The organism is Streptomyces sp. NPDC006385 (assembly GCF_040612485.1).
Lineage (GTDB): Bacteria > Actinomycetota > Actinomycetes > Streptomycetales > Streptomycetaceae > Streptomyces.
The window spans coordinates 1-26,346 of sequence record NZ_JBEXQG010000006.1 but is presented as its reverse complement, the minus strand read 5'-3'; the positions used below and the strand labels follow the sequence as shown (position 1 = coordinate 26,346).

37 protein-coding genes and 1 pseudogene are annotated in these 26,346 nt (G+C 67.4%); all 38 read left to right on the top strand.

The window, feature by feature from the left end; translation table 11 throughout:
• Window positions 1-35: 35 nt before the first annotated feature.
• Complete coding sequence (locus ABZ078_RS06235; protein WP_356572138.1) at window positions 36-848, top strand: class I SAM-dependent methyltransferase; 813 nt, start codon at window positions 36-38, stop codon at window positions 846-848.
• Between the two features lie 51 nt (window positions 849-899).
• On the top strand, window positions 900-1,601 hold the full coding sequence (locus tag ABZ078_RS06230; RefSeq protein WP_356572136.1) for a CDP-alcohol phosphatidyltransferase family protein: 702 nt from the start codon (window positions 900-902) through the stop codon (window positions 1,599-1,601).
• A 144-nt stretch (window positions 1,602-1,745) separates the two neighbouring features.
• Window positions 1,746-2,726, top strand: a complete 981-nt coding sequence (locus ABZ078_RS06225; protein WP_356572134.1) for an NAD-dependent epimerase/dehydratase family protein — start codon at window positions 1,746-1,748, stop codon at window positions 2,724-2,726.
• A 28-nt stretch (window positions 2,727-2,754) separates the two neighbouring features.
• Window positions 2,755-3,954 (top strand): glycosyltransferase family 4 protein, encoded by a 1,200-nt coding sequence (locus ABZ078_RS06220; RefSeq protein WP_356572132.1) that lies wholly within the window; start codon window positions 2,755-2,757, stop codon window positions 3,952-3,954.
• 153 nt (window positions 3,955-4,107) lie between these two features.
• Window positions 4,108-5,541: a hypothetical protein gene (locus tag ABZ078_RS06215; RefSeq protein ID WP_356572131.1), complete on the top strand. Its 1,434-nt coding sequence runs from the start codon at window positions 4,108-4,110 to the stop codon at window positions 5,539-5,541.
• Window positions 5,538-7,148: a hypothetical protein gene (locus ABZ078_RS06210; RefSeq protein ID WP_356572129.1), complete on the top strand. Its 1,611-nt coding sequence runs from the start codon at window positions 5,538-5,540 to the stop codon at window positions 7,146-7,148. Before ABZ078_RS06215 ends, ABZ078_RS06210 begins: the two co-directional genes overlap by 4 nt.
• The gene (locus ABZ078_RS06205) at window positions 7,145-8,689 is read left to right on the top strand and encodes an oligosaccharide flippase family protein (RefSeq protein WP_356572127.1); all 1,545 of its coding nucleotides are present in this window, start codon (window positions 7,145-7,147) and stop codon (window positions 8,687-8,689) included. The genes ABZ078_RS06210 and ABZ078_RS06205 overlap by 4 nt, the downstream gene beginning before the upstream one ends.
• A gap of 122 nt (window positions 8,690-8,811) precedes the next feature.
• Window positions 8,812-10,305 carry a fibronectin type III domain-containing protein gene (locus tag ABZ078_RS06200; protein ID WP_356572125.1) on the top strand — a complete coding sequence of 498 codons (1,494 nt, stop codon included), beginning with the start codon at window positions 8,812-8,814 and terminating at the stop codon, window positions 10,303-10,305.
• Window positions 10,302-10,790 (top strand): adenylyltransferase/cytidyltransferase family protein, encoded by a 489-nt coding sequence (locus ABZ078_RS06195; protein ID WP_356572123.1) that lies wholly within the window; start codon window positions 10,302-10,304, stop codon window positions 10,788-10,790. Before ABZ078_RS06200 ends, ABZ078_RS06195 begins: the two co-directional genes overlap by 4 nt.
• 658 nt (window positions 10,791-11,448) lie before the next feature.
• Complete coding sequence (gene rpsJ / locus ABZ078_RS06190; RefSeq protein ID WP_003948644.1) at window positions 11,449-11,757, top strand: 30S ribosomal protein S10; 309 nt, start codon at window positions 11,449-11,451, stop codon at window positions 11,755-11,757.
• A gap of 18 nt (window positions 11,758-11,775) precedes the next feature.
• Window positions 11,776-12,420 carry a 50S ribosomal protein L3 gene (rplC, locus tag ABZ078_RS06185; RefSeq protein WP_356572121.1) on the top strand — a complete coding sequence of 215 codons (645 nt, stop codon included), beginning with the start codon at window positions 11,776-11,778 and terminating at the stop codon, window positions 12,418-12,420.
• A gap of 8 nt (window positions 12,421-12,428) precedes the next feature.
• On the top strand, window positions 12,429-13,085 hold the full coding sequence (rplD, locus tag ABZ078_RS06180; RefSeq protein ID WP_356572119.1) for a 50S ribosomal protein L4: 657 nt from the start codon (window positions 12,429-12,431) through the stop codon (window positions 13,083-13,085).
• Window positions 13,085-13,504, top strand: a complete 420-nt coding sequence (gene rplW, locus ABZ078_RS06175; RefSeq protein WP_356572117.1) for a 50S ribosomal protein L23 — start codon at window positions 13,085-13,087, stop codon at window positions 13,502-13,504. The genes rplD and rplW overlap by 1 nt, the downstream gene beginning before the upstream one ends.
• A gap of 40 nt (window positions 13,505-13,544) precedes the next feature.
• Window positions 13,545-14,381: a 50S ribosomal protein L2 gene (gene rplB, locus ABZ078_RS06170; RefSeq protein WP_019753091.1), complete on the top strand. Its 837-nt coding sequence runs from the start codon at window positions 13,545-13,547 to the stop codon at window positions 14,379-14,381.
• A gap of 12 nt (window positions 14,382-14,393) precedes the next feature.
• Window positions 14,394-14,675 carry a 30S ribosomal protein S19 gene (gene rpsS / locus ABZ078_RS06165; protein WP_019753092.1) on the top strand — a complete coding sequence of 94 codons (282 nt, stop codon included), beginning with the start codon at window positions 14,394-14,396 and terminating at the stop codon, window positions 14,673-14,675.
• Window positions 14,676-14,719: 44 nt separating this feature from the next.
• A complete protein-coding gene (gene rplV, locus ABZ078_RS06160; protein ID WP_019753093.1) occupies window positions 14,720-15,067 on the top strand; it encodes a 50S ribosomal protein L22 in 348 nt (115 codons plus the stop codon).
• Window positions 15,067-15,888: a 30S ribosomal protein S3 gene (rpsC, locus tag ABZ078_RS06155; protein ID WP_014674374.1), complete on the top strand. Its 822-nt coding sequence runs from the start codon at window positions 15,067-15,069 to the stop codon at window positions 15,886-15,888. The genes rplV and rpsC overlap by 1 nt, the downstream gene beginning before the upstream one ends.
• A gap of 5 nt (window positions 15,889-15,893) precedes the next feature.
• Complete coding sequence (gene rplP, locus ABZ078_RS06150) at window positions 15,894-16,313, top strand: 50S ribosomal protein L16 (protein WP_009190136.1); 420 nt, start codon at window positions 15,894-15,896, stop codon at window positions 16,311-16,313.
• The gene (gene rpmC, locus ABZ078_RS06145; RefSeq protein WP_003998824.1) at window positions 16,313-16,537 is read left to right on the top strand and encodes a 50S ribosomal protein L29; all 225 of its coding nucleotides are present in this window, start codon (window positions 16,313-16,315) and stop codon (window positions 16,535-16,537) included. Before rplP ends, rpmC begins: the two co-directional genes overlap by 1 nt.
• Window positions 16,537-16,824 (top strand): 30S ribosomal protein S17, encoded by a 288-nt coding sequence (gene rpsQ / locus ABZ078_RS06140; RefSeq protein WP_003992363.1) that lies wholly within the window; start codon window positions 16,537-16,539, stop codon window positions 16,822-16,824. The genes rpmC and rpsQ overlap by 1 nt, the downstream gene beginning before the upstream one ends.
• 169 nt (window positions 16,825-16,993) lie before the next feature.
• Window positions 16,994-17,362 carry a 50S ribosomal protein L14 gene (gene rplN / locus ABZ078_RS06135; RefSeq protein ID WP_003998823.1) on the top strand — a complete coding sequence of 123 codons (369 nt, stop codon included), beginning with the start codon at window positions 16,994-16,996 and terminating at the stop codon, window positions 17,360-17,362.
• Between the two features lie 2 nt (window positions 17,363-17,364).
• Entirely contained in the window at window positions 17,365-17,688 is a 324-nt protein-coding gene (gene rplX / locus ABZ078_RS06130) for a 50S ribosomal protein L24 (RefSeq protein WP_062151337.1), read from the top strand.
• Complete coding sequence (rplE, locus tag ABZ078_RS06125) at window positions 17,688-18,245, top strand: 50S ribosomal protein L5 (protein WP_061920719.1); 558 nt, start codon at window positions 17,688-17,690, stop codon at window positions 18,243-18,245. The genes rplX and rplE overlap by 1 nt, the downstream gene beginning before the upstream one ends.
• A gap of 5 nt (window positions 18,246-18,250) precedes the next feature.
• Entirely contained in the window at window positions 18,251-18,436 is a 186-nt protein-coding gene (locus tag ABZ078_RS06120) for a type Z 30S ribosomal protein S14 (protein ID WP_003948630.1), read from the top strand.
• A gap of 212 nt (window positions 18,437-18,648) precedes the next feature.
• Entirely contained in the window at window positions 18,649-19,047 is a 399-nt protein-coding gene (gene rpsH, locus ABZ078_RS06115) for a 30S ribosomal protein S8 (protein WP_015658459.1), read from the top strand.
• 24 nt (window positions 19,048-19,071) lie between these two features.
• On the top strand, window positions 19,072-19,611 hold the full coding sequence (gene rplF, locus ABZ078_RS06110) for a 50S ribosomal protein L6 (protein ID WP_019753097.1): 540 nt from the start codon (window positions 19,072-19,074) through the stop codon (window positions 19,609-19,611).
• Between the two features lie 3 nt (window positions 19,612-19,614).
• Window positions 19,615-19,998: a 50S ribosomal protein L18 gene (gene rplR, locus ABZ078_RS06105; RefSeq protein ID WP_208777378.1), complete on the top strand. Its 384-nt coding sequence runs from the start codon at window positions 19,615-19,617 to the stop codon at window positions 19,996-19,998.
• Between the two features lie 36 nt (window positions 19,999-20,034).
• The gene (gene rpsE, locus ABZ078_RS06100) at window positions 20,035-20,640 is read left to right on the top strand and encodes a 30S ribosomal protein S5 (protein WP_014674381.1); all 606 of its coding nucleotides are present in this window, start codon (window positions 20,035-20,037) and stop codon (window positions 20,638-20,640) included.
• 2 nt (window positions 20,641-20,642) lie between these two features.
• Window positions 20,643-20,825, top strand: a complete 183-nt coding sequence (gene rpmD, locus ABZ078_RS06095) for a 50S ribosomal protein L30 (protein ID WP_003974250.1) — start codon at window positions 20,643-20,645, stop codon at window positions 20,823-20,825.
• Window positions 20,826-20,827: 2 nt separating this feature from the next.
• Window positions 20,828-21,283, top strand: coding sequence for a 50S ribosomal protein L15 (gene rplO, locus ABZ078_RS06090; protein ID WP_003998813.1), 456 nt, complete (start codon window positions 20,828-20,830; stop codon window positions 21,281-21,283).
• 245 nt (window positions 21,284-21,528) lie between these two features.
• On the top strand, window positions 21,529-22,842 hold the full coding sequence (secY, locus tag ABZ078_RS06085; RefSeq protein WP_356572112.1) for a preprotein translocase subunit SecY: 1,314 nt from the start codon (window positions 21,529-21,531) through the stop codon (window positions 22,840-22,842).
• Complete coding sequence (locus ABZ078_RS06080) at window positions 22,842-23,504, top strand: adenylate kinase (protein WP_356572110.1); 663 nt, start codon at window positions 22,842-22,844, stop codon at window positions 23,502-23,504. Before secY ends, ABZ078_RS06080 begins: the two co-directional genes overlap by 1 nt.
• A gap of 140 nt (window positions 23,505-23,644) precedes the next feature.
• The gene (map, locus tag ABZ078_RS06075; protein WP_356572109.1) at window positions 23,645-24,481 is read left to right on the top strand and encodes a type I methionyl aminopeptidase; all 837 of its coding nucleotides are present in this window, start codon (window positions 23,645-23,647) and stop codon (window positions 24,479-24,481) included.
• Between the two features lie 153 nt (window positions 24,482-24,634).
• Window positions 24,635-24,856, top strand: coding sequence for a translation initiation factor IF-1 (gene infA, locus ABZ078_RS06070; protein ID WP_003948620.1), 222 nt, complete (start codon window positions 24,635-24,637; stop codon window positions 24,854-24,856).
• A gap of 62 nt (window positions 24,857-24,918) precedes the next feature.
• Window positions 24,919-25,032 (top strand): 50S ribosomal protein L36, encoded by a 114-nt coding sequence (gene rpmJ, locus ABZ078_RS06065; RefSeq protein ID WP_003998809.1) that lies wholly within the window; start codon window positions 24,919-24,921, stop codon window positions 25,030-25,032.
• A gap of 192 nt (window positions 25,033-25,224) precedes the next feature.
• A complete protein-coding gene (rpsM, locus tag ABZ078_RS06060) occupies window positions 25,225-25,605 on the top strand; it encodes a 30S ribosomal protein S13 (protein ID WP_019753104.1) in 381 nt (126 codons plus the stop codon).
• A gap of 65 nt (window positions 25,606-25,670) precedes the next feature.
• Window positions 25,671-26,075, top strand: a complete 405-nt coding sequence (gene rpsK, locus ABZ078_RS06055; RefSeq protein WP_003956432.1) for a 30S ribosomal protein S11 — start codon at window positions 25,671-25,673, stop codon at window positions 26,073-26,075.
• 152 nt (window positions 26,076-26,227) lie between these two features.
• Window positions 26,228-26,346 (top strand): annotated as a pseudogene (locus ABZ078_RS06050) (DNA-directed RNA polymerase subunit alpha); the annotation flags it as partial.

The window sequence follows — 26,346 nt, the reverse complement described above, 5'->3', positions numbered from 1 at the left end:
CAGATGAGACGGGCCCGGACGCCTACGTTCTGGCCATGGGTTCCATTCTGGAAAAGCCGTCCATGGCCGAGCTGCAACAGTGCGCTCACGACGCCGGGCACAATTACGCGAAGGGCTCCCCGCACATTCTTCACCACAGCATCCGGGACAGGGTGGTGCGGCGTATTCACCAGGTGGTGGGGGAGGTCATGAAGAGGAACGGCCGGTGCCGCGTCGTCGAGGTCGGAGCGGGCCACGGGTGCTTCACCGACCACCTGCTGGCGGCCGGGGCCGAAGTCGAGGTCACCGAGATGAGCGCGCCCAGCGCGGAGTTTCTGCGCCACCGTTTCCGGCACAATCCCAGGGTCGCCGTGATCCATGACGCCGACGGGAACGCAGCTTGCAGCGGAGACCCGGTCGACGTCGTCGTCTGCATCTCGGTGCTGCATCACATTCCCGACTATCTGGGGACCACCGCCAAGCTGGCCGAACGGATCGCGCCGGGCGGGGCGTTCCTGAGTTTCCAGGACCCCTTGTGGTACCCCCGGCGTTCCGCGTGGTCGCTGGCGCTCGACCGCGGGTCCTATTTCTGCTGGCGGATGCTGCAGGGCGAGTTCCGGCGCGGGCTGGGCACCCGGATCCGCCGGATGCGCGGCGCCTATGACGAGGCGAACCCGTCCGACATGGTGGAGTACCACGTGGTCCGGCAGGGCGTCGACGAGGAGGCCATCCGCGGCTGCCTGACCGCGTCGTTCTCGGTGGTCGACATCGAGCGGTACTGGTCGACCCAGTCCTGTCTGCTGCAGGCCGTGGGGGAGAGGTGCTTTCCCGCGTCAAATTTCGGGATCCTCGCGCGGGGACGTATCTGAGGATTCGGCAGGCGGTTGATCCTTCCGCCCCTTCAGGCACGAGGTCAGGGAATGGACTTCTCCAGCACGCTGCGGCAGCTCTCGAAGGTGCAGAAACCGCCTCGGGGAGTTTCCGTCTACACACGGTTCGTCAACCGGCCGGTCGGCAGACTGCTCGCGGCCGCAGCGTGCCGCATCGGGCTCTCGCCCAACCATGTGACGGTCGTCAGCGCGCTGATCACCTTCGCCGCCGTCCTCGCGATGGCGTTGTACCCGCCTTCCCACGCGCTCGGACAATGGGTCGCGCTCGCCCTGCTTCTCGGCTTCGCACTCGATTCCGCGGACGGCCAGCTGGCCCGGCTGCACCGGTCGACCAGCTTTTCCGGGGAGTGGCTGGACCATGTGGTGGACTGCGCGAAGTTCCTCGGCATCCATATGGCGGTACTGATTTCCTTCTACCGCTTCTTCGACCTGCCGCGCACCGCGCTGCTGCTTCCGGTGGCCTTCCAGTTCGCCGCCGTCCTGCTGTTCTTCGGAGGGATTCTGACGGAACAGCTGAGAAGGCGCAGAGGGGATCTGCCCGCCGGACCGGTGCCTCCGCCTTCCACTGTGCGTGGCATGGCACTGCTGCCCGTGGATTACGGCCTGCTGTGTCTGAGCTTCCTGTTCCTGGGGAGCCCGAAACTCTTCCTCGCGCTGTATGTGGCCCTGCTCGCGGCCCATGTGCTGCTTCTGCCGGCGTTCCTTGCCAAATGGTTCCGCGAGTTGTCCTGACGCGGACTCGGACGGAGGCATCAGGGGCCTTGTGGCAGGTGCATCAGGGGCTTTGTGGCAGGGAAACGCGCGGCATATCGCATGAAAAGGTGCAAATGGTGGCTAATCTTCCAGCCTGATTCCGGGTTTCCAGAAGGAGCTGCCATGAGCAAGCAGGTGGACGTCGTTGTCGCGGGAGGCGGAGGATTCATCGGTGGGCATCTCACGGCCGACCTTCTGTCCCAGGGGCTGACGGTCCGTTGTGTGGACATCAAGCCGCAGCACGAGTGGCACCAGGCGCACGCCGCCGCCGAGAACGTCGTCGCCGATCTGTCCCTCCTCGACAGCGCCCGCGACGCCGTCCGGGGCGCCCGCGAGGTGTACATGCTGGCCGCCGACATGGGCGGCATGGGGTTCATCGAGAACCACAAGGCCGCCTGCATGATGTCGGTGCTGACCAGCACCCACATGCTCAAGGCCGCACAGGAGGCGGGCGTCGAGCGCTACTTCTACTCCTCGTCCGCCTGTGTGTACGCGGCCGGCAAGCAGACCGACCCGAACGTCACCGCGCTGAAGGAGGAGGACGCGTATCCGGCACAGCCCGAGGACGGCTACGGCTGGGAGAAGCTCTTCTCCGAGCGCATGTGCCGCCACTTCGAGGAGGACTACGGGTTCACCTGCCGCGTCGCGCGCTACCACAACGTCTACGGCCCCGCGGGCACCTGGACCGGAGGCCGCGAGAAGGCCCCCGCCGCCGTGTGCCGCAAGATCGCCGAAGCGGTCATCTCCGGTGACCACCGGATCGAGATCTGGGGCGACGGCCTGCAGACCCGGTCCTTCATGTACATCGACGACTGCCTCCACGGCACGCAGATGATCATGAAGGGGGCCGGCAGCGTCCCGGTCAACCTCGGCTCGACCGAGCTGGTCACCATCAACCAGCTGGTGGACATCGTCGAGGAGATCGCGGGCGTCCGCTGCGAACGCAAGTACCGGCTGGACGCCCCGCAGGGCGTACGCGGCCGCAACTCCGACAACGCCCTGATCCGCGAACTGTACGGGTGGGAGCCGTCGATCCCGCTGGCCGAAGGCCTGGAGAAGACCTACGCCTGGGTCTACGACCAGGTCAAGCTCGCCCGCTCCTGACCCTTTCGACCGGCCGGGAGGGCAACCGATGAGGATCCTCGTCCACGACTACAGCGGACACCCGTTCCAGGCCCAGCTCTCCCGTGAGCTGGCCGGGCGCGGTCATGACGTCGTTCACTCGACCTGCCCGGCGTATGTCTCCGGGAAGGGCAACCTCGCCCAGGACGCGGCCGTCGGCCTTCGCTTCGTCACCATCGGCGACCGCGTCGTGCTCGACAAGGACGCCTATGTCCGGCGCCTGTTCCAGGAGACCCGGCTGGGCCTGGAGCTGGCCCGGCAGGTACGGCGTGAGAAGCCGGACGTGGCGATGCTGGGGAACCTGCCGATCCCGACCCTGGTCGTGGCCGCGGCGGCGCTGCGGGCGCTGCGCATCCCCTGGGTGCTGTGGCACCAGGACATCACCGCCGTCGCGCTCAAGAGCTTCGCCGCCGCCGGTGTGTCGAGGCTGATGGGCGTGGCCGCCAGGGTTTTCGAGCGGGGTGAGAAGTGGTCGGCGCGACGGGCCTCGGCGATCGTCGTCATCGCCGACTCCTTCGTGCGGATCCACGGGGAGTGGGGCACCGCCGGCAAGGTCACCGTCATCCCCAACTGGGCGCCGCTGGACGAGATCGTCCCCGTGGACCGCGCCAACGCCTGGTCCGCGGAGCACGGCCTCACCGGCGTCCGGACCGTGCTGTACTCCGGCACGATCGGCCTCAAGCACAACCCCGTCCTGCTGGTCCGGCTGGCCGAGACGCTGCGCGAACAGGGCGAACGGGTCCGCCTCGTGGTCGTCAACGACGGCCCGGCCGTCCCGGTCATCAAGGAGGCCGCCGCCGCCCGGGGCGTCGAGCTGACCCTGCTGCCCTTCCAGCCCTACGAGCGCCTGCCCGAGGTCCTGGGCACGGGCGATGTGCTGGTCGTGCTGCTGGCGGCGGACGCCGGGGAGTTCTCGGTGCCCTCCAAGACGCTGTCCTATCTGTGCGCCGGACGCCCCGTGCTGGGCCTGATGCCGGCGGACAACCTGGCGGCGAAGCTGCTCCGGCAGGCCGGCTCGGCGGTGTTCGCCCCGGAGGAGTCCTCGCTGGCCGATGCGGCCGCGTGGGTCCGCGAGGTCCTGAACGATCCCGTGCGGGCGGAGTCACTGGGCAAGGAGAGCCGGGCGCTGGCCGAGCGCGAGTTCGCCCTCGAACAGTGCGCTTCGCGATTCGAGGAAATTCTGCGGGCGGCGAGCCGTACCGGTAAGTGATTATTGTGAATTCATAGCAATTTACGTCAAGTAAAACACCCTCTGAAATGCGGGCGCCCTGCGGGGTCTTCGGGTTATAAATCTATTGGCGCCGATTTATTCCGTTTGCCCGCTCATACGGGGGTTCAGGTGCGAGGCAGTAAAAAGCGTTGCGTGGCGGCTGTGTGCTGCTGGTCCTTCCTTTTCGTCGCCTTCCTGCCCGCGCTGATCCTGCAGGCCATCGATACGCGATTCGGCGCGGCACTCGCCGTGCAGTGCGTCGTCGTGGCGCACGCCGGCGGGGGACTCGCCAGAGTGCTCACCGACACATCGGTGCGTCTTGTCGCCTTCGGATTCTGGCTTTTCTCCTATGTGTGGCTCGGACTGGCGCCGCTCGCCATGCTCGCCACCGACACCTATCCGCTGGAATACCGCACCGGTGAAACGACCGCGTTCGCCGCCGCCGCACTCACCGAACTCGGACTCCTCGCCTACAGCGCGGGGTCCGCCCTGGCCGCCAGGCGCCGGGGCGGCAGGTCGGTGGTGTTCGAACCCCTGCTGTCCCGCAGGCTCGCGCCGCTGCCCGTGCTGCTGCTGTGCGGCCTGTCACTGCTGCTCGCGATCATGCTGATCCCCGGGCAGGAAGGCGGCCTGCGCGCCTTCTTCACCAGCAGGCAGGCGCTGCGGCAGTCGGGCGCCGAGGCGGACACCGCGCACGCGCTGCGCATCTGGGCCCTCGCCGTCCCCGCCTTCTGGGCCATGGTGGCCCTGCTCCATGTGCCCCGCCTGGCCACCGGGGACCGGTTGCTGCGCGCGGTCCGCTGGATGCTGCTCCCGGTCCTCCTCACGCTCAACGTGATCGTCAACAACCCGATCAGCAGGCCGCGTTTCTGGGCCGGCACGGTCCTCGTGGTCCTGCTCTTCTCCTGGCGCCGGTTCAGCACCCCGCGGGCCTTTCGCGTCGCCGCCGCGGCCATCGCGACCGTGGTGCTGTTCGCTTTCCCCTACAGCGACTACTTCCGTTACGACGAACGGGAATCGGTGCAGGTCGTGGCACTCGCCGAGCAGTTCAACACCAACATGGACTACGACGCCTTTCAGCAAATGCAGACCGGCATCGACTATGTGCAGGAAAACGGCTTCTCGCCATCGGCCGTGCTCGGCGTCGCCCTGTTCATGGTGCCGCGTTCCCTGTGGCCCGACAAACCGCCCACCACGGGTATCGAACTCGCCCAGTACGCGGGTTACGACTTCTACAACCTTTCCGCTCCGCTGTGGATCGAGAGTTATCTGTGGGGCGGCGCTCCGTGCGTCGTCGCGGTTTTCTGCCTGCTGGGCGCGGCCGGACGGCGGATGGACGACATCCGGGAACGACTGCGGGACCGGCCGAGCACCCTGGCGGTTCTGCTGGTCCCCGCCTTCGCCTTTTACCAGTTGGTTTTCCTGCGCGGCAGCCTCATGGCGATCATCGGGCCGCTGCTGCTGCTCCTGACCGTTCCGCTCCTCATCACCACCCGCGCCGCCCGGCCGTACCGCATCCCGTCACCGGTGCGGCCACCCGCGGCCACGGGCCACGCAACCGTCCCCGGACACAGGAGGCATCCGTGACCAGCCCCGCCGGCTTCGACGATCGCTACGAAGACCCCGACCAGCTGCGCGACCAGGTACGCCGACTGCTCAGGTACCGCGCGACCATCGTGCTGGGCGTGCTCCTCGGGCTGGTCGGCGGACTGCTCCTGGTCCTGCTGCGCGGGGGTCACTACACCTCCACCAGTGAGGTGCTCGTCCGTTCGAGAACGGACCCCTTCAACACGTTCGGCGTGTCCGTCGACAACCAGGTGAGCATGAGCACGGAGCGGCAGATCGCGCTCAGCGCGAACGTCGCCGCCCGGGCGGCGAAGGCGGTGGGGCAGCGGTCCCGCGCCGATGCGCTCCTCACCGACCTGCGGGTGACCAATCCCAAGGACACCCAGGTGCTTCGGTTCGAGTACTCGACGGGCGATCCGAAGCGGGCGGCCCGGGTGACCAACGCGTTCGCGCGGGCCTACCTCGCCGATCGCCAGGACCGCTCCAAGGCCATGGTCACGCGGATGACCGCCGGCCTGGACCGGCAGATCAGCGCGCTCAGCAAGCGGGTCAACGCGATGAAGTCCGACGGCTCCTCCGCCGGCACCGCCGGTATGCAGCAGCAGATCGGCATTCTGCAGAAGCGGGCCTCGGACATCAGGGCCTACGACACCTCCGGCGGTGACATCGTCCGCAGGGCCGAGCCGGCGAACCGGCCCTCGGGACCGGGCCCCGGCTGGCTCATCGGGCTCGGCCTGATCGGCGGTCTCATCCTGGGCGTGGTGTTCGCCTGGCTCCGATCCGCCCTCGAACCGCGGGCGCGCTCGGTCGGCGAGGTCGAAGGGGCACTGCACGCTCCGGTGCTGGGCATCCTCCCGGAACCCGGCCCCGACGGCGCACTGCTGGAGGTGGGCCGGGCCGACGGCAGCCGTGTGGAGGCGTACCGCGCCCTCGCCTTCCGCCTGCGGCGCGGGGACGGCCGTACGGCCGCGGGCACGCTCATGATCGTGGCGCCGAAGGGGACACAGGGCGCCGAGGCCGTCGCCGTGAACCTCGCCGCGGCCCTCGCCGAGTGCGGTGACGACGTCCTGCTCGTGGACGCCACCGCGCAGCCACCCGGCCTGTCGGCACGGCTGCCCCTGTCCGACGGCGACTCGGCGCAGGCCGACCTCCCCGAGGGCGGAGTGGTCGTGGACGCGGGCACAGCGGGACGGTTCACGCTCCGCACCGACAGCGGTCGCACCACCGGCGACGACCGGGCGGCGGCCCCGATGACGGCGTGCGCCGTAGCGGATACCGATGCCGCAAGGCCGGCGATCTTCCTCGTCCCGCCGCTGCTGGAACACGCCGACGGTCTGGCGCTGGCCCGGCGGGTGGACGGCGTTCTCGTGGTGGGCGGTCTGCACGACGTCAGGCGCGACGACCTCAAGCGGGTCCGCGAGCTGATCGGCTGCTCGGGAGGACACGTCGTGGGCGCGGCGCTCCACAACGGCACCCGGCCCGGCGTGCTCCGCCGCGTCCTGGACAGCGACTGGGTGCGCCGGGCGACAGGGCGGCACCCGTCCACGGCACCGTCCGCGCCGGCCGGCCCCGTCGTGGCGCAGCCGGCCGCGCCCGCGCAGGACGACACACTCAGCGCCTCCCGGTGAGCGCCTCCGACACGGCCGTCCCCGCCACCGGCGGGCCGCCCGCCCGGTGCGGGGTCGCCGCCACCGCGCGCGGCGGGTGGTGGGGCTTCCTGGGCTCGGCGGTCAACGCGGTCTTCGGCTATGTCCTGGTCACCCTGATCACCCGGGCGCTCGGGGCGTACGGGGCGGGAGCGGTGTTCACCGGTGTCGCGGCCTTCACCATCCTCTGCAACACCTGCAAGCTCGGCGCCGACACCGGCCTCGTGCGCTTCGTCTCCGGGGACCTGGCCACCACCGGTGGCCGCAAGGTGGGCGCGCTCCTGCGCAGCGCGGTCCTGCCCGGAGCCGCGGCGAGCACCGCGGCCGCCGCGCTGCTGTTCCTGTCGCCCTGGACGGCCACCGCGCTGCTGCCCAGCCTCGACCCCGACGACGCGGTGACCCTGGTCCGGCTGTTCGCCGTGTTCCTCCCCCTGGCCACGGTCACCCTGGTCCTGCTGGGCGCCACCCAGGGCTACGGCACGGTGATCCCGTTCGTCGGTGTCGAGCAGATCGGCAAACCGGTCCTGCGGGTGCTGATCGCCGTACCGGTCATGCTGCTGGCTCCGGGCGTGCTGACGCTGGCCGCCGCCTGGCTCGTGCCCTCTCTGGCCGGTTTCGTCATCGCCTGGTTCGCACTGCGCCGGTGCCGCCGGAGGAGCCCGGGACCCGCGTCCGGGCCGGAGACGGCCGCGGCCGGCCGGGGATTCTGGGCGTTCGCCGCGCCCCGGGCGATCTCCTCCGTCTTCGACATCAGCGCGGTCTGGGTGGGCGTCATCCTGTTGTCCAGCCTGGCGACGAGCGAAGAGGCGGGCATCTACACCGCCGTCGGCCGTGTCGTCATCGCGGCGACCCTGCTCCAGCTCGCCATCCGGCTGGCCGTCGCCCCGGAGATCAGCCGTCTCCTCGCCGTGGGCGACCTCCCCCAGGCATGCCATCTGCACCGGGTCTCGACGCGCTGGATCGTGCTGTTCTCCTGGCCGCTGCTCGTCCTGCTCACCAGCTTCCCGGGCACCGTCCTGTCGCTGTTCGGGCCGGAGTTCGGGCAGGGGGCGGACGCGCTGGTGGTGCTCTGTATCGCCTCGGCGGTCAACGTGGGGGTGGGCAACGCCCAGACAGTGCTGCTCATGGCGGGCAAGAGCACCTGGCATCTGGCGGTCACCGGCGTCGCGTTCGCGGTGCAGCTGACGGTCGGCCTCCTCACCGTTCCCCGGCTGGGTGTCCTCGGAGCCGCCCTGTCCTGGGGGGCGGCGACCGTCGTCGAGAACCTCGTCTCGGCCGCGTTGGTGCGACGGCACCAGGGCTTCACGATCATCGACCACGGCTACCTCCTGGCGACCTTGACCGGCCTGTGCCTCACGGTGCCGCTGGTCCTTCCCGCGCGGCTGCTGGCAGGTGACACGACCGTCGGACTTGCCGTCGCAATCACCATGGGATTTTGCGCATTCGGTATAAGTTTGTGGCGATTTCGCACTCCCCTGGGAGTGTCTGAACTCGTCGGTGTGCTCCGCGAACGCGTCACATGAGGCCGTCTCGACGCCGAGACCGCCACCCCATCTCCCTTTCCGTCACCCGTACTTGCTGCAACCAGGGATGTTCCATGCGCCTGAGAAAAAGCACGAAGAGGGGGGCCACCACGGCTTCGGCCGTGGCCCTTCTCGCGGCTGCCTCGCTCATCACCGCTTCGGCCTCGGCAGCCGAGGGCGACGAAAAGACCCTGACCGCCGACACCTTGGCGGCCTGGCAGACCGACGGCATCGTCTGGTCGATCGAGTACGCGGACGGGGTCGTGTACGTCGGCGGAACCTTCGACAAGGTCCGCCCCCCGGGCGCGAAACCCGGCGAGAAGGAGGTCGCACGCAAGAACTTCGCCGCGTTCGACGCCGCCACCGGCAGGCTGCTGCCGTGCACCCACTCCTTCTCCGGAGGCGGCAACACCGTACGGGCGCTGAAGGCGTCACCGGACGACAAGGTGCTCTACATCGGCGGCTCGTTCGGCGAGGTCGACAACGCCGGGGCGGCCAGCGCGGTCGCGCTCAACACCGCCAACTGCTCCCTGCGCAAGGACTTCCGTCCGGTCGTGTCGTCGTTCGTCCGGGCCATCGAGGTCACGGCCCGCGCGGTCTACCTGGGGGGCGACTTCACACGCGTCAACGGCCAGAAGAGGCAGCGCATCGCGGCGTTGACCCCTGACGGTTCGCTGCTGCCCTTCAAGGCCGCGATCGACGCTCCCGTACGGGCCATCGTCGCCGCTCCCGGGTTCGGCAAACTCATCGTCGGCGGCGACTTCCTGGAGGTCAACGACGAGTTCGAGTTCAAGCTCGTCGCCCTGCGCTCCACCACCGGAAAGACGGTGGGCTCGTTCCCCAACTGGCTGACGCCGCGCTCGTACGTCAAGGCGCTGACCCGCGACAAGACCAACTTCTACGTGGCGTCCGAGGGCAGGGGGACGGGCATCTTCGACGGCCGTATCGCCGGTCGCCTCGGCAGTGGCGAGATGGTCTGGAAGGACACCTGCCTGGGCGCCACCCAGGCCCTCGCCGTGCACAACGGCGTTCTCTACAGCGGGTCCCACGCCCACAACTGCCATGAGACACCGGGCGGCTTCCCCGAGCACAACAACCGCCAGCACTTCCTGGCCCAGTCGGTGCGCAACCGGCACATCCTGCACTGGTTCCCCGACACGGACGGCGGCCTCGGCGAGGGCAACGGCCCCCGGGCACTGAGGATGGCCCGTGGCGTGCTCTGGGCGGGCGGCGAGTTCACCACCGTCAACGGCAGACCGCAGCAGAGCCTGACGCGCTTCTCGGCCGGACCCGACCGGGGGGCCCCGGAAGATCCGCCCACGCTCGCGGTCACGGACACGCAGGCCGGCCGGATCACACTCACCTGGCGTGCCGCCTGGGACCGGGACGACGCGAGGCTGAAGTACCTGATCTACCGGGACGGCCAGCTCGTGGCCTCGCCGACCGAGCGGTCCGCGGAGTGGAACCGGCCCACGATGACGTACACGGACTCCGTCACCCCCGGCTCCCGCCATCGCTACCGGATCGCCGTCACCGACGGCAGGAACACCTCACCGAGGTCGAACGCGCTCGTGGTCACCGCGGGCGCCGCCGAACGCGCGAAGGACGAACGTTGACCGGGGAACGCCTCGGCTACGCGCCAGGGGTCTTCGACCTCTTCCACGTGGGCCATCTGAACATCCTGCGCCGGGCGCGCGGGCACTGCGACCGGCTCATCGCCGGCGTCTGCTCCGACGAACTCGTGGTGCGCATGAAGGGCAGGCCACCCGTCGTACCACTCTCCGAGCGACTGCAGATCGTCCGCAGCGTGCGCTACGTGGACGAGACCTTCGTCGCGACCGTGGAGGACAAGATGGAGACCTGGAGGGAAGTCGGCTTCGACGTCATCTTCAAAGGGGACGACTGGCTCGGTACGGACGTCTGGACGACCTACGAGGCCGAGTTCGCGAGGGTCGGGGTGGAGGTCGTCTACTTCCCCTACACCGTGCACACCTCAAGCACCCTGCTGCGGGACGCGCTCCACCTCCTCGCCCAGCGGGACCCTTCCACACCGCTCTCGGGACAGCTCGCGGCACCACGCCAGACAGCGACAGAGAGCTGAGGCACCACATCCAGGCCACCGGGCGTGGGTGACGCCGACGGCGGCGTGCGGGGCGCGGTGCCGGCCCCGGCCGCCGTCCGGCGGCACGACCTCGTACGTGACGTGTACCTGCAGGTCCTGCCTCGGACCCGGCAAGGCCGGCTGTCCCCGGATCACCGGTCTGATCCGGGCCCCGGCCGGCGGCAGTGGGGCGGATCCGCTCGCATCCGGCCCCGAGCACCCGGACGGCCGGTGGCGGGGTCGCCCGGGTTTCACCTACGTCACCCTCGGGGTATTCTCTCCGGCTCGATTGGCGGAGCCCCAGCCCCATATGGCAGACTGTCCGAGTTGCTCGGTCGAGTGTTGATGCTGCGCGCCTCCCGCCGGGAGGACCGGAAGCGAGTCCCACAGTACTCGTCGCCCTAACTGCCGTAAGGCAGCGCTGGGGCGGACGTACGGGAATCTTTCGGGAAGCGTGGGCGCGGCACCGGCCAGGCACCCGGTGGGCCTCTCAGCTCCCGGCTTGCGGTTCCGGAAGGGCCGTGTTCCCACGCAGGGATGTTCGAACAAGGGGCATCTGTGTCAGCGGGAGCGCGACACGCCCGACCGCGTGGGTCGGAGGAGAGGGTATGGGACGCCGGGTTCCGGAGCGTAAGAGAGACAGGACTACTGAGTAGCCATGGCGGGACAGAAGATCCGCATCCGGCTCAAGGCCTACGACCACGAGGTCATCGACTCCTCGGCGAAGAAGATCGTCGAGACGGTGACCCGCACTGGTGCGTCGGTCGCGGGCCCGGTGCCGCTGCCCACTGAGAAGAACGTGTACTGCGTCATCAAGTCGCCGCACAAGTACAAGGACTCGCGCGAGCACTTCGAGATGCGCACGCACAAGCGCCTGATCGACATCCTCGACCCGACCCCCAAGACCGTTGACTCTCTGATGCGACTCGACCTCCCGGCCGGTGTCGACATCGAGATCAAGCTCTGAGGCGCGGTGATCTGAGAGATGGCTAAGCAGATCAAGGGCATCCTGGGCGAGAAGCTCGGCATGACGCAGGTGTGGGACGAGAACAACCGTGTTGTTCCGGTCACCGTCGTCAAGGCCGGCCCGAACATCGTCACCCAGGTTCGTACCAATGACGTCGACGGCTACGAGTCCGTCCAGCTCGCCTTCGGCGAGATCGACCCGCGCAAGGTGAACAAGCCCCTCAAGGGCCACTTCGCGAAGGCCGACGTCACCCCCCGTCGTCACCTCGTCGAGATCCGCACCGCGGACGCCTCCGAGTACACGCTCGGCCAGGAAGTCACCGCCGAGGTGTTCGAGGCCGGCGTGAAGGTCGACGTCACCGGCAAGAGCAAGGGCAAGGGCTTCGCCGGTGTCATGAAGCGCCACAACTTCGGTGGCCTCGGCGCCGGTCACGGCACCCAGCGCAAGCACCGCTCTCCCGGTTCCATCGGTGGCTGCGCCACCCCGGGCCGTGTGTTCAAGGGCCTCCGCATGGCGGGTCGCATGGGCAACGAGCGGGTCACCACCCAGAACCTGACCGTCCACGCCGTTGACGCGGAGAAGGGTCTGCTGCTCATCAAGGGCGCGGTTCCCGGTCCGAACGGCGGCCTCGTCCTGGTCCGCACCGCGGCCAAGGGGGCCTGAGGTAACCGATGAGCACTGTTGACATCCTTTCGCCGGCGGGCGACAAGGCCGGTTCCGTCGAGCTCCCCGCGGAGATCTTCGGCGTAGAGAAGATCAGCGTCCCGCTGCTTCACCAGGTCGTCGTCGCACAGCTGGCCGCTGCCCGTCAGGGCACGCACAAGACCAAGACGCGCGGCGAGGTCCGTGGTGGCGGCAAGAAGCCGTACCGCCAGAAGGGCACCGGTCGCGCCCGTCAGGGTTCGACCCGCGCGCCGCAGTTCGCCGGTGGTGGCGTCGTGCACGGTCCCGTGCCGCGTGACTACTCGCAGCGGACCCCGAAGAAGATGAAGGCCGCGGCCCTGCGCCACGCCCTCACCGACCGGGCCCGCAACAACCGCATCCACGTCGTCTCCGGCGTGATCGAGGGCGACGCCCCGTCCACGAAGGCCGCGAAGTCGCTGTTCGGCAAGATCTCGGAGCGCAAGAACCTGCTCCTGGTCGTCGAGCGCGCCGACGAGGCCGCGTGGCTGTCCGCCCGCAACCTGCCCCAGGTCCACATCCTGGAGCCGGGCCAGCTGAACACGTACGACGTTCTCGTCTCCGACGACGTGGTCTTCACCCAGGCCGCCTTCGAGTCCTTCGTGTCCGGCCCGAAGGCCAATGACACCGAAGGGAGCGAGGCCTGATGGCTATCCGTCACCCCGCCATTGCCTCGAAGGCCGCGAAGAAGGCCAAGGAAGCGCGCGTCAAGAAGGCGCGTCGCCACGCCGCCGAGGGCAAGAACACCGTCGTCACCCCGGTCAGCAAGGCGTTCACGGACCACCGTGACGTCCTGATCAAGCCGGTCGTGTCGGAGAAGAGCTACGCGCTCCTCGACGAGAACAAGTACACGTTCATCGTCGCGCCGGGCTCCAACAAGACCCAGATCAAGCAGGCCGTCGAGACGGTCTTCGAGGTCAAGGTCACCGGGGTCAACACGATCAACCGCCAGGGCAAGCGCAAGCGGACCCGCACGGGCTTCGGCCAGCGCGCTTCCACCAAGCGCGCGATCGTGACCCTCGCTGAGGGCGACCGTATCGACATCTTCGGCGGTCCGACCGCCTGAGGGCGGTCCGGATCGTCCGATATCGGACGAGGACTGAGAAATGGGAATCCGCAAGTACAAGCCGACTACGCCGGGCCGTCGTGGCTCCAGCGTCGCCGACTTCGTCGAGGTCACGCGGTCCACGCCGGAGAAGTCGTTGGTCCGCCCCCTGCACAGCAAGGGTGGCCGTAACAACTCCGGTCGTGTGACCGTCCGCCACCAGGGTGGTGGCCACAAGCGCGCCTACCGCGTGATCGACTTCCGTCGTCACGACAAGGACGGCGTGCCGGCGAAGGTCGCGCACATCGAGTACGACCCCAACCGCACCGCGCGCATCGCGCTGCTGCACTACGCGGACGGCGAGAAGCGCTACATCCTGGCCCCCAAGGGCCTCAACCAGGGCGACCGGATCGAGAACGGCCCCGCGGCCGACATCAAGCCCGGCAACAACCTGGCGCTGCGCAACATCCCGGTCGGTACGACGATCCACTCCGTGGAGCTTCGTCCGGGCGGCGGTGCCAAGTTCGCCCGCTCCGCCGGTGCCTCCGTGCAACTGCTCGCGAAGGAGGGCCAGATGGCCCACCTGCGCATGCCCTCCGGTGAGATCCGCCTGGTCGACGTGCGCTGCCGCGCCACCGTCGGCGAGGTCGGCAACGCCGAGCAGAGCAACATCAACTGGGGCAAGGCCGGCCGTAAGCGCTGGCTGGGCGTCCGCCCGACCGTTCGCGGTGTGGCGATGAACCCGGTTGACCACCCGCACGGTGGTGGTGAGGGCAAGACCTCCGGTGGTCGCCACCCGGTCTCCCCGTGGGGTCAGAAGGAAGGTCGTACTCGTGCTCCCAAGAAGGCGAGCAACAAGTACATCGTCCGCCGCCGCAAGACGAACAAGAAGCGCTAGGAGCGGGTTTAGATGCCGCGCAGTCTCAAGAAGGGGCCCTTCGTCGACGACCACCTGATCAAGAAGGTGGAAGCCCAGAACGAAGCCGGCACCAAGAACGTCATCAAGACCTGGTCCCGTCGCTCCATGATCGTGCCGGCCATGCTCGGCCACACGCTCGCGGTGCACAACGGCAAGACCCACATCCCGGTGTTCGTCACCGAGTCGATGGTCGGCCACAAGCTCGGCGAGTTCTCGCCGACGCGCACCTTCCGGGGCCACGTCAAGGACGACCGGAAGTCGAAGCGCCGCTAGTAGCGGATCGCATTCAGACACGTAAGTAACTGAGAGGGACAACCATGGAAGCCAGGGCCCAGGCGCGGTACATCCGCGTTACGCCCATGAAGGCCCGCCGCGTGGTGGACCTTATCCGTGGCATGGATGCCACGGAGGCTCAGGCTGTTCTGCGATTCGCTCCGCAGGCAGCCTCCGTGCCCGTCGGCAAGGTGCTCGACAGCGCCATCGCCAACGCCGCGCACAACTACGACCACCCGGACGCCTCCTCGCTGTTCATCAGCGAGGCGTACGTCGACGAGGGCCCGACCCTGAAGCGGTTCCGTCCGCGTGCCCAGGGACGTGCCTACCGGATCCGCAAGCGGACCAGCCACATCACCGTGGTCGTCGCCAGCAAGGAAGGAACCCGGTAATGGGCCAGAAGGTTAACCCGCATGGGTTCCGGCTCGGTGTCACCACGGACTTCAAGTCCCGGTGGTACGCCGACAAGCTGTACAAGGACTACGTCAAGGAAGACGTCGCCATCCGTCGGATGATGACGTCCGGCATGGAGCGCGCCGGCATCTCGAAGGTGGAGATCGAGCGCACCCGTGACCGTGTCCGCGTGGACATCCACACCGCGCGTCCGGGCATCGTCATCGGCCGCCGTGGCGCCGAGGCCGACCGCATCCGCGGTGACCTCGAGAAGCTCACGGGCAAGCAGGTCCAGCTGAACATCCTCGAGGTCAAGAACCCCGAGACCGACGCTCAGCTGGTTGCCCAGGCCGTCGCCGAGCAGCTCTCCTCCCGCGTCTCCTTCCGTCGGGCCATGCGCAAGAGCATGCAGTCCGCCATGAAGGCCGGCGCCAAGGGCATCAAGATCCAGTGCGGTGGCCGCCTCGGTGGCGCCGAGATGTCCCGCTCGGAGTTCTACCGCGAGGGCCGTGTGCCCCTGCACACGCTCCGCGCGAACGTGGACTACGGCTTCTTCGAGGCCAAGACGACCTTCGGCCGCATCGGTGTGAAGGTCTGGATCTACAAGGGCGACGTCAAGAACATCGCCGAGGTCCGCGCCGAGAACGCTGCGGCCCGTGCGGGTAACCGCCCGGCCCGTGGTGGTGCCGACCGCCCGGCCCGTGGTGGCCGTGGTGGCGAGCGGCGCGGTCGCAAGCCGCAGCAGGCTGCCGGCGCCGAGGCCCCCAAGGCCGAGGCTCCCGCCGCCGCTCCGGCTGAGAGCACCGGAACGGAGGCCTGACCGTCATGCTGATCCCCCGTAGGGTCAAGCACCGCAAGCAGCACCACCCGAAGCGCAACGGTATGTCCAAGGGTGGAACGCAGGTTGCGTTCGGCGAGTACGGCATCCAGGCGCTGACCCCGGCCTACGTGACGAACCGCCAGATCGAGGCGGCCCGTATCGCGATGACCCGCCACATCAAGCGTGGCGGCAAGGTCTGGATCAACATCTACCCGGACCGTCCGCTCACCAAGAAGCCCGCCGAGACCCGCATGGGTTCCGGTAAGGGTTCTCCGGAGTGGTGGATCGCCAACGTCAAGCCCGGACGTGTGATGTTCGAGCTGTCGTACCCCAACGAGAAGATCGCCCGTGAGGCGCTGACTCGTGCGGCCCACAAGCTGCCGATGAAGTGCCGGATCGTCAAGCGCGAGGCAGGTGAAGCGTGATGTCGGCCGGTACCAAGGCGTCCGAGCTGCGCGAACTGGGTGACGAGGAGCTTCTGGCGAAGCTCCGCGAAGCCAAGGAAGAGCTGTTCAACCTCCGCTTCCAGGCGGCGACCGGTCAGCTCGAGAACCACGGTCGGCTGAAGGCCGTCCGTAAGGACATCGCGCGGATCTACACCCTGATGCGTGAGCGCGAGCTGGGCATCGAGACGGTGGAGAGCGCCTGATGAGTGAGAGCAACGTGACTGAGCAGACTGCAGAGGCCCGCGGCTTCCGCAAGACCCGTGAGGGTCTCGTCGTCAGCGACAAGATGGACAAGACCGTCGTCGTCGCCGTCGAGGACCGCGTCAAGCACGCGCTGTACGGCAAGGTCATCCGCCGTACCAACAAGCTCAAGGCGCACGACGAGCAGAACGCCGCGGGCGTCGGCGACCGCGTCCTCCTCATGGAGACCCGGCCGCTGTCCGCGACGAAGCGCTGGCGCGTCGTCGAGATCCTCGAGAAGGCGAAGTAACAAGCGGGGGCTCTGCCCTCGCTGCCCCCGCCGGGGGCTACGGCCCCCGGCGCGGGTTTTCACCTGAAGAGGCGTAAGTAATTCCTGCGGGGCAATCCCCGCAGGACGGTTCCGCCAGGCTCTCCGGTTCAACCCCCGGAGGGAACCGGCAGACAAACAGGAGATAGACGTGATCCAGCAGGAGTCGCGACTGCGTGTCGCCGACAACACTGGTGCGAAGGAGATCCTTTGCATCCGTGTGCTCGGTGGCTCCGGTCGCCGCTACGCGGGCATCGGTGACGTCATCGTCGCCACCGTCAAGGACGCGATCCCCGGTGGCAACGTGAAGAAGGGTGACGTCGTCAAGGCGGTCATCGTTCGCACCGTCAAGGAGCGCCGCCGTCCGGACGGCTCGTACATCCGCTTCGACGAGAACGCCGCCGTCATTCTGAAGAACGACGGCGACCCTCGCGGCACCCGCATCTTCGGCCCGGTCGGGCGTGAGCTGCGCGAGAAGAAGTTCATGAAGATCATCTCGCTGGCTCCGGAGGTGCTGTAAGCATGAAGATCAAGAAGGGCGACCTGGTCCAGGTCATCACCGGCAAGGACAAGGGCAAGCAGGGCAAGGTCATTGCCGCTTACCCGCGCGACGAGCGTGTCCTGGTCGAGGGTGTCAACCGGGTCAAGAAGCACACCAAGGCCGGTCCGACCGCCAAGGGCTCGCAGGCCGGCGGCATCGTCACGACCGAGGCGCCGATCCACGTCTCCAACGTCCAGCTGGTCGTTGAGAAGGACGGCAACAAGGTCGTCACGCGTGTCGGCTACCGCTTCGACGAAGAGGGCAACAAGATCCGCGTTGCCAAGCGGACGGGTGAGGACATCTGATGGCTACCACCACCACTCCGCGTCTGAAGCAGAAGTACCGCGAGGAGATCGCGGGCAAGCTGCGTGACGAGTTCAAGTACGAGAACGTCATGCAGGTTCCCGGCCTCGTCAAGATCGTGGTCAACATGGGTGTCGGCGACGCCGCCCGTGACTCGAAGCTGATCGAGGGCGCGATCCGCGACCTGACCACCATCACCGGTCAGAAGCCGGCCGTCACCAAGGCCCGCAAGTCCATCGCGCAGTTCAAGCTGCGCGAGGGTCAGCCGATCGGTGCCCACGTCACGCTTCGTGGCGACCGCATGTGGGAGTTCCTGGACCGCACCCTGTCGCTCGCGCTGCCGCGCATCCGCGACTTCCGCGGCCTGTCCCCCAAGCAGTTCGACGGCCGTGGCAACTACACCTTCGGTCTCACGGAGCAGGTCATGTTCCACGAGATCGACCAGGACAAGATCGACCGTACCCGGGGTATGGACATCACCGTGGTCACCACGGCGACCAACGACGCTGAGGGCCGCGCGCTCCTTCGTCACCTCGGCTTCCCGTTCAAGGAGGCGTGAGCGAGATGGCGAAGAAGGCTCTGATTGCCAAGGCTGCTCGCAAGCCCAAGTTCGGTGTGCGTGGCTACACGCGCTGCCAGCGCTGCGGCCGTCCGCACTCCGTGTACCGCAAGTTCGGCCTGTGCCGCGTGTGCCTTCGTGAGATGGCTCACCGTGGCGAGCTGCCGGGCGTGACCAAGAGCTCCTGGTAATCCCTGTAATTAGGGATTCCTGAAGCTCTCGGTAAGCATCTGGGTGGACAGGGGCCCACCCCCGCATGGCTTAGGCTTGTGGGGTTGGGCGCCTGTCACGCCCGTACGACTTACTACGCCGTAGGTCCACCGCGCCGCACCCGTCCCGTCTCGGATCGGGGAGAGGGATGGCGCACCAGGAAACCCCGGCGAGAGAGGCCGAAGGCCAATTCATGACCATGACTGATCCGATCGCAGACATGCTTACGCGTCTGCGGAACGCGAACTCGGCATACCACGACACCGTGGCGATGCCGCACTCGAAGATCAAGTCGCACATCGCGGAGATCCTCCAGCAGGAGGGCTTCATCACGGGCTGGAAGGTCGAGGACGCCGAGGTCGGCAAGAACCTCGTCCTGGAGCTGAAGTTCGGCCCCAACCGTGAGCGCTCCATCGCGGGCATCAAGCGGATCTCCAAGCCCGGTCTCCGGGTGTACGCGAAGTCCACCAACCTGCCGAAGGTACTCGGCGGCCTCGGCGTGGCGATCATCTCCACGTCCCACGGGCTCCTCACCGACAAGCAGGCCGGCAAGAAGGGCGTGGGTGGGGAAGTCCTCGCCTACGTCTGGTAACGGAAGGGAACGGAGGAAACAGCTATGTCGCGTATTGGCAAGCTCCCCATCACGGTTCCCGCCGGCGTGGACGTCACCATCGACGGCCGTACGGTTTCGGTCAAGGGCCCCAAGGGCTCGCTGACCCACACCGTTGCCGCGCCGATCGACATCGCCAAGGGTGAGGACGGCGTTCTCAACGTCACCCGCCCCAACGACGAGCGTCAGAACAAGGCCCTGCACGGCCTGTCCCGCACGCTGGTGGCGAACATGATCACCGGCGTGACCCAGGGTTACGTGAAGAAGCTCGAGATCAGCGGTGTCGGTTACCGCGTGACGGCCAAGGGCTCGAACCTCGAGTTCGCGCTCGGCTACAGCCACCCGATCACCGTCGAGGCGCCCGAGGGCATCACCTTCAAGGTGGAGTCCCCGACCCGCTTCCAGGTCGAGGGCATCGACAAGCAGAAGGTCGGCGAGGTTGCGGCCAACATCCGCAAGCTGCGCAAGCCCGACCCGTACAAGGCCAAGGGCGTCAAGTACGAGGGCGAAGTCATCCGCCGCAAGGTCGGAAAGGCGGGTAAGTAAGCCATGGCATACGGGCAGAAGATCCTCAAGGGCGACGCCTACAAGCGCGCCGCGATCAAGCGCCGTCACATCCGGATCCGCAAGAAGGTCTCCGGTACGGCGGAGCGTCCCCGTCTGGTCGTGACCCGCTCCAACCGCCACATCGTGGCGCAGGTGATCGACGACCTGAAGGGCCACACCCTGGCATCGGCGTCCACCCTGGACACCTCGATCCGTGGTGGCGAGGGCGACAAGTCCGCGCAGGCCAAGCAGGTCGGCGCCCTGGTCGCCGAGCGTGCCAAGGCCGCCGGTGTCGAGGCCGTCGTGTTCGACCGTGGTGGCAACCAGTACGCCGGGCGCATCGCCGCCCTGGCGGACGCCGCCCGCGAAGCCGGGCTCAAGTTCTGAGCCGCTTGTAGCTAGCGGAAAGAGAGAGGTAATCCAATGGCTGGACCCCAGCGCCGCGGAAGCGGTGCCGGTGGCGGCGAGCGGCGGGACCGGAAGGGCCGTGACGGCGGCGCTGCTGCCGCCGAGAAGACCGCGTACGTTGAGCGCGTCGTCGCGATCAACCGCGTCGCCAAGGTTGTGAAGGGTGGTCGTCGCTTCAGCTTCACCGCGCTGGTCGTGGTGGGCGACGGTGACGGCACCGTGGGTGTCGGTTACGGCAAGGCCAAGGAGGTGCCGGCCGCCATCGCCAAGGGTGTTGAGGAGGCCAAGAAGCACTTCTTCAAGGTCCCCCGTATCCAGGGCACCATCCCGCACCCCATCCAGGGTGAGAAGGCTGCCGGCGTCGTGCTGCTCAAGCCCGCGTCGCCCGGTACCGGTGTGATCGCCGGTGGTCCGGTGCGTGCCGTGCTCGAGTGCGCCGGTATCCACGACGTGCTGTCGAAGTCGCTCGGCTCCGACAACGCGATCAACATCGTGCACGCGACCGTGGAGGCCCTGAAGGGCCTGCAGCGTCCCGAGGAGATCGCGGCTCGCCGTGGTCTGCCGCTCGAGGACGTCGCCCCCGCGGCCCTGCTGCGTGCGCGTGCCGGGGTGGGTGCGTAATCATGGCGCAGCTCAAGATCACGCAGGTCAAGTCCTACATCGGCAGCAAGCAGAACCACCGTGACACCCTGCGCTCCCTTGGTCTCAAGGGCATCAACACGCAGGTCGTCAAGGAGGACCGCCCCGAGTTCCGCGGCATGGTGCACACCGTCCGCCACCTCGTGACGGTCGAGGAGGTCGACTGATCATGGCGGAGCAGAACCCGCTCAAGATCCACAACCTCCGTCCCGCCCCGGGCGCCAAGACCGCCAAGACCCGTGTCGGTCGTGGTGAGGCGTCGAAGGGTAAGACGGCCGGTCGTGGTACCAAGGGCACCAAGGCCCGCTACCAGGTTCCGGAGCGCTTCGAGGGTGGCCAGATGCCGCTGCACATGCGCCTCCCGAAGCTGAAGGGCTTCAAGAACCCGTTCAAGACCGAGTACCAGGTCGTGAACCTCGACAAGCTGGCCGCGCTGTACCCCGAGGGTGGCGAGGTCACCGTCGAGTCGCTGGTGGCCAAGGGTGCCGTTCGCAAGAACAGCCTCGTCAAGGTCCTCGGCCAGGGCGAGATCTCCGTGGCGCTGCAGGTGACGGTCGACGCCGTCTCCGGCTCCGCCAAGGAGAAGATCACCGCCGCCGGCGGCAGCGTCACCGAGCTCGTCTGAACCCAACAGGCGTCTCGATGACTTGAACGATCCCGACCGGGGATACCCCACAAATGGGGTATCCCCGGTTGGTCGTTCCAAGGGCGGCGGTCTCGCCGGTAAGGTGGCCTGCACTGCCCACTTTTACTGAGTGCGTCTCGTGAGGCACTCTGAGCGGCAGTTGACCGTTAGCTAAGTCGTCCCTATTAGTCGAACCTCAAGACCGTCACCCTTGACGCAGTAGCGCGGGGGTCGCAGGAGGCACCGTGCTCACCGCGTTCGCCCGGGCGTTCAAGACGCCCGACCTGCGCAAGAAGCTGCTCTTCACGCTCGGCATCATCGTGATCTACCGGATCGGTACACATATCCCGATCCCCGGCGTCGACTACAGGGCCGTTCAGGTCTGCATCGACCAGGCGAGCACCAACCAGGGCCTCTTCGGTCTGGTCAACATGTTCAGCGGCGGCGCGCTGCTGCAGATCACGATCTTCGCGCTCGGCATCATGCCGTACATCACGGCGAGCATCATCCTTCAGCTGCTCACCGTGGTGATCCCGCGTCTGGAAGCCCTCAAGAAGGAGGGCCAGGCCGGTACGGCGAAGATCACGCAGTACACCCGTTACCTGACCGTGGCGCTCGCCATCCTGCAGGGCACCGGCCTGGTGGCCACCGCCCGCAGCGGCTCGCTGTTCCCGAACTGCCAGGTGGCCGGCCAGATCGTGCCGGACCGCTCGATCTTCACGACCATCGTCATGGTCATCACGATGACCGCCGGTACGGCCACCGTCATGTGGCTCGGTGAGCTCATCACCGACCGCGGCATCGGCAACGGCATGTCGATCCTGATGTTCATCTCGATCGCCGCGACCTTCCCGTCCGCGCTGTGGGCCATCAAGCAGCAGGGCACCCTGGCCGACGGCTGGATCGAGTTCGGCACCGTCATCGCCGTCGGACTCGTCGTGATCGGCCTGGTGGTCTTCGTCGAGCAGGCTCAGCGCCGTATTCCGGTCCAATACGCAAAGCGCATGATCGGCCGTCGGTCCTACGGCGGCACGTCGACGTACATTCCGCTGAAGGTCAACCAGGCGGGCATCATCCCTGTGATCTTCGCCTCGTCGCTGCTCTACATCCCGGCACTGATCGCGCAGTTCTCCGGTGGAACCGCCGGCTGGAAGACGTGGATCGAGAAGAATCTCGCGGAACCGAGCGCCCCGACACACATGGTCCTGTACTTCTTCTTGATCATTTTCTTCGCCTTCTTCTACGTGGCCATCTCGTTCAACCCCGAGGAAGTCGCGGACAACATGAAGAAGTATGGTGGCTTCATCCCGGGCATCCGGGCTGGCCGACCGACCGCTGAGTACCTCTCCTACGTGCTCAACCGGATCACTTGGCCGGGCTCGCTGTACTTGGGCCTGATCGCTCTCGTGCCGACGATGGCGTTGGCTGGTTTCGGGGCAGACCAGAACTTCCCGTTCGGCGGGACCAGCATCCTGATCATCGTGGGTGTGGGTCTTGAGACGGTGAAGCAGATCGAGAGCCAGCTCCAGCAGCGCAATTACGAAGGGTTCCTCCGCTGATGCGAATCGTCCTCGTCGGGCCGCCGGGTGCCGGGAAGGGAACGCAGGCCGCGTTCCTGGCCAAGAACCTGTCGATCCCGCACATCTCCACGGGCGACTTGTTCCGGGCCAACATCAGCCAGCAGACGGAGCTCGGGAAGCTCGCGAAGTCCTACATGGACGCGGGCAACCTGGTGCCGGACGAGGTCACCATCGGGATGGCCAAGGACCGCATGGAGCAGCCGGACGCCGAGGGCGGCTTCCTGCTGGACGGCTTCCCGCGCAACGTGTCCCAGGCCGAGGCGCTCGACGAGATGCTCCAGTCCGAGAGCATGAAGCTGGACGCGGTGCTGGACCTCGAGGTCCCCGAGGAAGAGGTCGTCAAGCGGATCGCCGGGCGGCGGATCTGCCGCAAGGAGTCCAGCCACGTCTTCCACGTCACCTACAGCGCGCCGAAGCAGGCGGGCGTCTGTGACGTCTGCGGCGGCGAGCTGTACCAGCGGGACGACGACTCCGAGGAGACCGTCCGCAAGCGGCTGGAGGTCTACCACACGCAGACCGAGCCGATCATCGACTACTACAAGGCGCAGGGGCTGGTCGTCACCATCTCCGCGCTCGGCAAGGTCGAAGAGGTCACGGCTCGCGCGATGGCGGCGCTTCAAGGCGACGAGGACGACAAGTAGAGCGCTGACAGCTCGTACGCAGCTCTGGGCCGCGGTTCCCTGGGAAGGGGGCCGCGGCTGCTGTGTGGGGTGGGGTGTGCCGACCTCGCCCTTATGGTGGAAGCAGTCCCCGTATTCGTCCAAGAAAGGCCCCTGTCCCCATGGTGCAGATCAAGACCCCCGAGCAGATCGCCAAGATGCGAGAGGCGGGGCTGGTCGTCGCCGCGATTCACGCGGCCACCCGTGAGGCCGCGGTGCCCGGGGCCACGACGAAGGATCTGGACGAGGTCGCCCGCAAGGTGCTCGCGGAGCATGGCGCCAAGTCGAACTTCCTCGGCTACGGCGGCTTCCCGGCGACGATCTGCACCTCCGTGAACGACGTCGTCGTCCACGGCATCCCGTCCGACGACGTCGTCCTCAAGGACGGCGACATCATCTCCATCGACTGCGGCGCCATCATCGACGGGTGGCACGGCGACGCCGCCTACACCGCCTTCGTCGGTTCCGGTCACGCCCCGGAGCTGGTCGAGCTGTCCCGGGTGACCGAGGAGTCGATGTGGGCCGGCATCGCGGCCATGAAGCAGGGCAACCGCCTCGTCGACATCTCGCGGGCCATCGAGACGTACATCCGCCGTCAGCCCAAGTCCGGCGGCGGCCGCTACGGGATCATCGAGGACTACGGCGGCCACGGCATCGGCACCGAGATGCACATGGACCCGCATCTGCTGAACTACGTCGACCGCCGGCGGGGGAAGGGGCCCAAGCTGGTCCCGGGCTTCTGCCTGGCGATCGAGCCGATGGTGTCCCTGGGCACCCCGAAGACCGAGGTCCTCTCGGACGACTGGACGGTCATCACCACGGACGGCACATGGTCCTCCCACTGGGAGCACTCGGTCGCGCTGACCGAGCAGGGGCCGCTCGTGCTGACCGCGCCCGACGGGGGCAAGGCGAAGCTCGCCGAGTACGGGATCACGGCCGCGCCCGATCCGCTGGCGTAATGATCACCGGCGTGGGGCAGACTTCCCCGATTCGTCTTTCCGGGTGTGCTGACGTAGACTGACTCGTCGGCTCTCGTGCACCCGCATGTCCGCATGCGCCCGTAAGGGAAATGCAGGTGAGTCGATCAAGGTAGTCGATTCGAAGGGCGAAGCGTGGCCAAGAAGCAAGGTGCCATCGAGATCGAGGGCACTGTCGTCGAGTCTCTGCCGAACGCCATGTTCAAGGTCGAGCTCCAGAACGGCCACCAGGTCCTGGCACACATCAGCGGCAAGATGCGTATGCACTACATCCGCATCCTCCCTGACGACCGGGTCGTGGTGGAGCTGTCTCCGTACGACCTGACGCGTGGCCGGATCGTCTACCGGTACAAGTAGATCTTGCCCACGTCCCGCGCGAGCGGGGCCGCCGGCAACTGACCCGGAGAACCTCACATCCCATGAAGGTCAAGCCGAGCGTCAAGAAGATCTGCGACAAGTGCAGGGTGATCCGCCGTCACGGCCGGGTCATGGTCATCTGCGAGAACCCGCGCCACAAGCAGCGCCAGGGCTGACGCACGACCAACCCTCTGCACCTCTATCGCAGAGTTTTCGCGCGACGCGAGCTGAATATGTTCATACGCAGGACCCGGGCGAGCGATCGCCTGACACCCCCGGTTCGGAGGCCGGGGACCCAGTTCGTACCTGGTACGGCGGCTGGGAATCGGTTCTGCGGAAGACCTCCGAAGATCACCAGGAGCCATTGAATGGCACGCGTTTCCGGTGTTGACATCCCGCGCGACAAGCGCGTGGAGGTCGCCCTCACCTATGTGTTCGGCATCGGCCGGACCCTTTCGCAGCAGACGCTGGCCGCCACCGGCGTCGACCCGAACACCCGCGTTCGCGACCTCTCCGAGGAGCAGCTCGTCGCGATCCGCGAGTACGTCGACAACAACATCAGGACCGAGGGTGACCTCCGTCGCGAGATCCAGGCCGACATCCGCCGCAAGGTCGAGATCGGCTGCTACCAGGGTCTGCGTCACCGTCGCGGTCTGCCCGTCCGCGGTCAGCGCACCAGCACCAACGCTCGTACCCGCAAGGGCCCGCGTCGCGCCATCGCCGGCAAGAAGAAGCCGGGCAAGAAGTAGTCCGCAGCGGACACCTGTCCACGGTCTTCGCTGTAGGACCGACCACCTCCCGTAGGAGTTAGTAGATGCCCCCCAAGGGACGTCAGGGCGCTGCCAAGAAGGTGCGCCGCAAGGAAAAGAAGAACGTCGCTCACGGCCACGCGCACATCAAGAGCACGTTCAACAACACGATCGTCTCCATCACGGACCCGTCCGGCAACGTGATCTCCTGGGCCTCCGCCGGCCACGTCGGCTTCAAGGGCTCCCGGAAGTCCACGCCGTTCGCCGCGCAGATGGCCGCCGAGTCGGCTGCCCGCCGCGCCCAGGAGCACGGCATGCGCAAGGTCGACGTGTTCGTCAAGGGTCCGGGTTCGGGTCGTGAGACCGCGATCCGTTCGCTCCAGGCGACGGGTCTCGAGGTCGGCTCCATCCAGGACGTCACCCCGACCCCGCACAACGGCTGCCGTCCGCCGAAGCGTCGTCGCGTCTGACGCACGGCCGGTAGGGCTTGGGCTTTCGGGCGGTACGGCACCGTAAAAGGGCCGTATCGCCCGTACCCTTGCAGTACCCGCACTTCTCACGGGTGCGGTTTCCGTCGGACGTCAAATAGCGGGCGTCCACGAAAGAAGGATCTGATCCACACATGCTGATCGCTCAGCGTCCCTCGTTGACCGAAGAGGTCGTCGACGAGTTCCGTTCCCGGTTCGTGATCGAGCCGTTGGAGCCGGGCTTCGGTTACACCCTCGGCAACTCCCTGCGTCG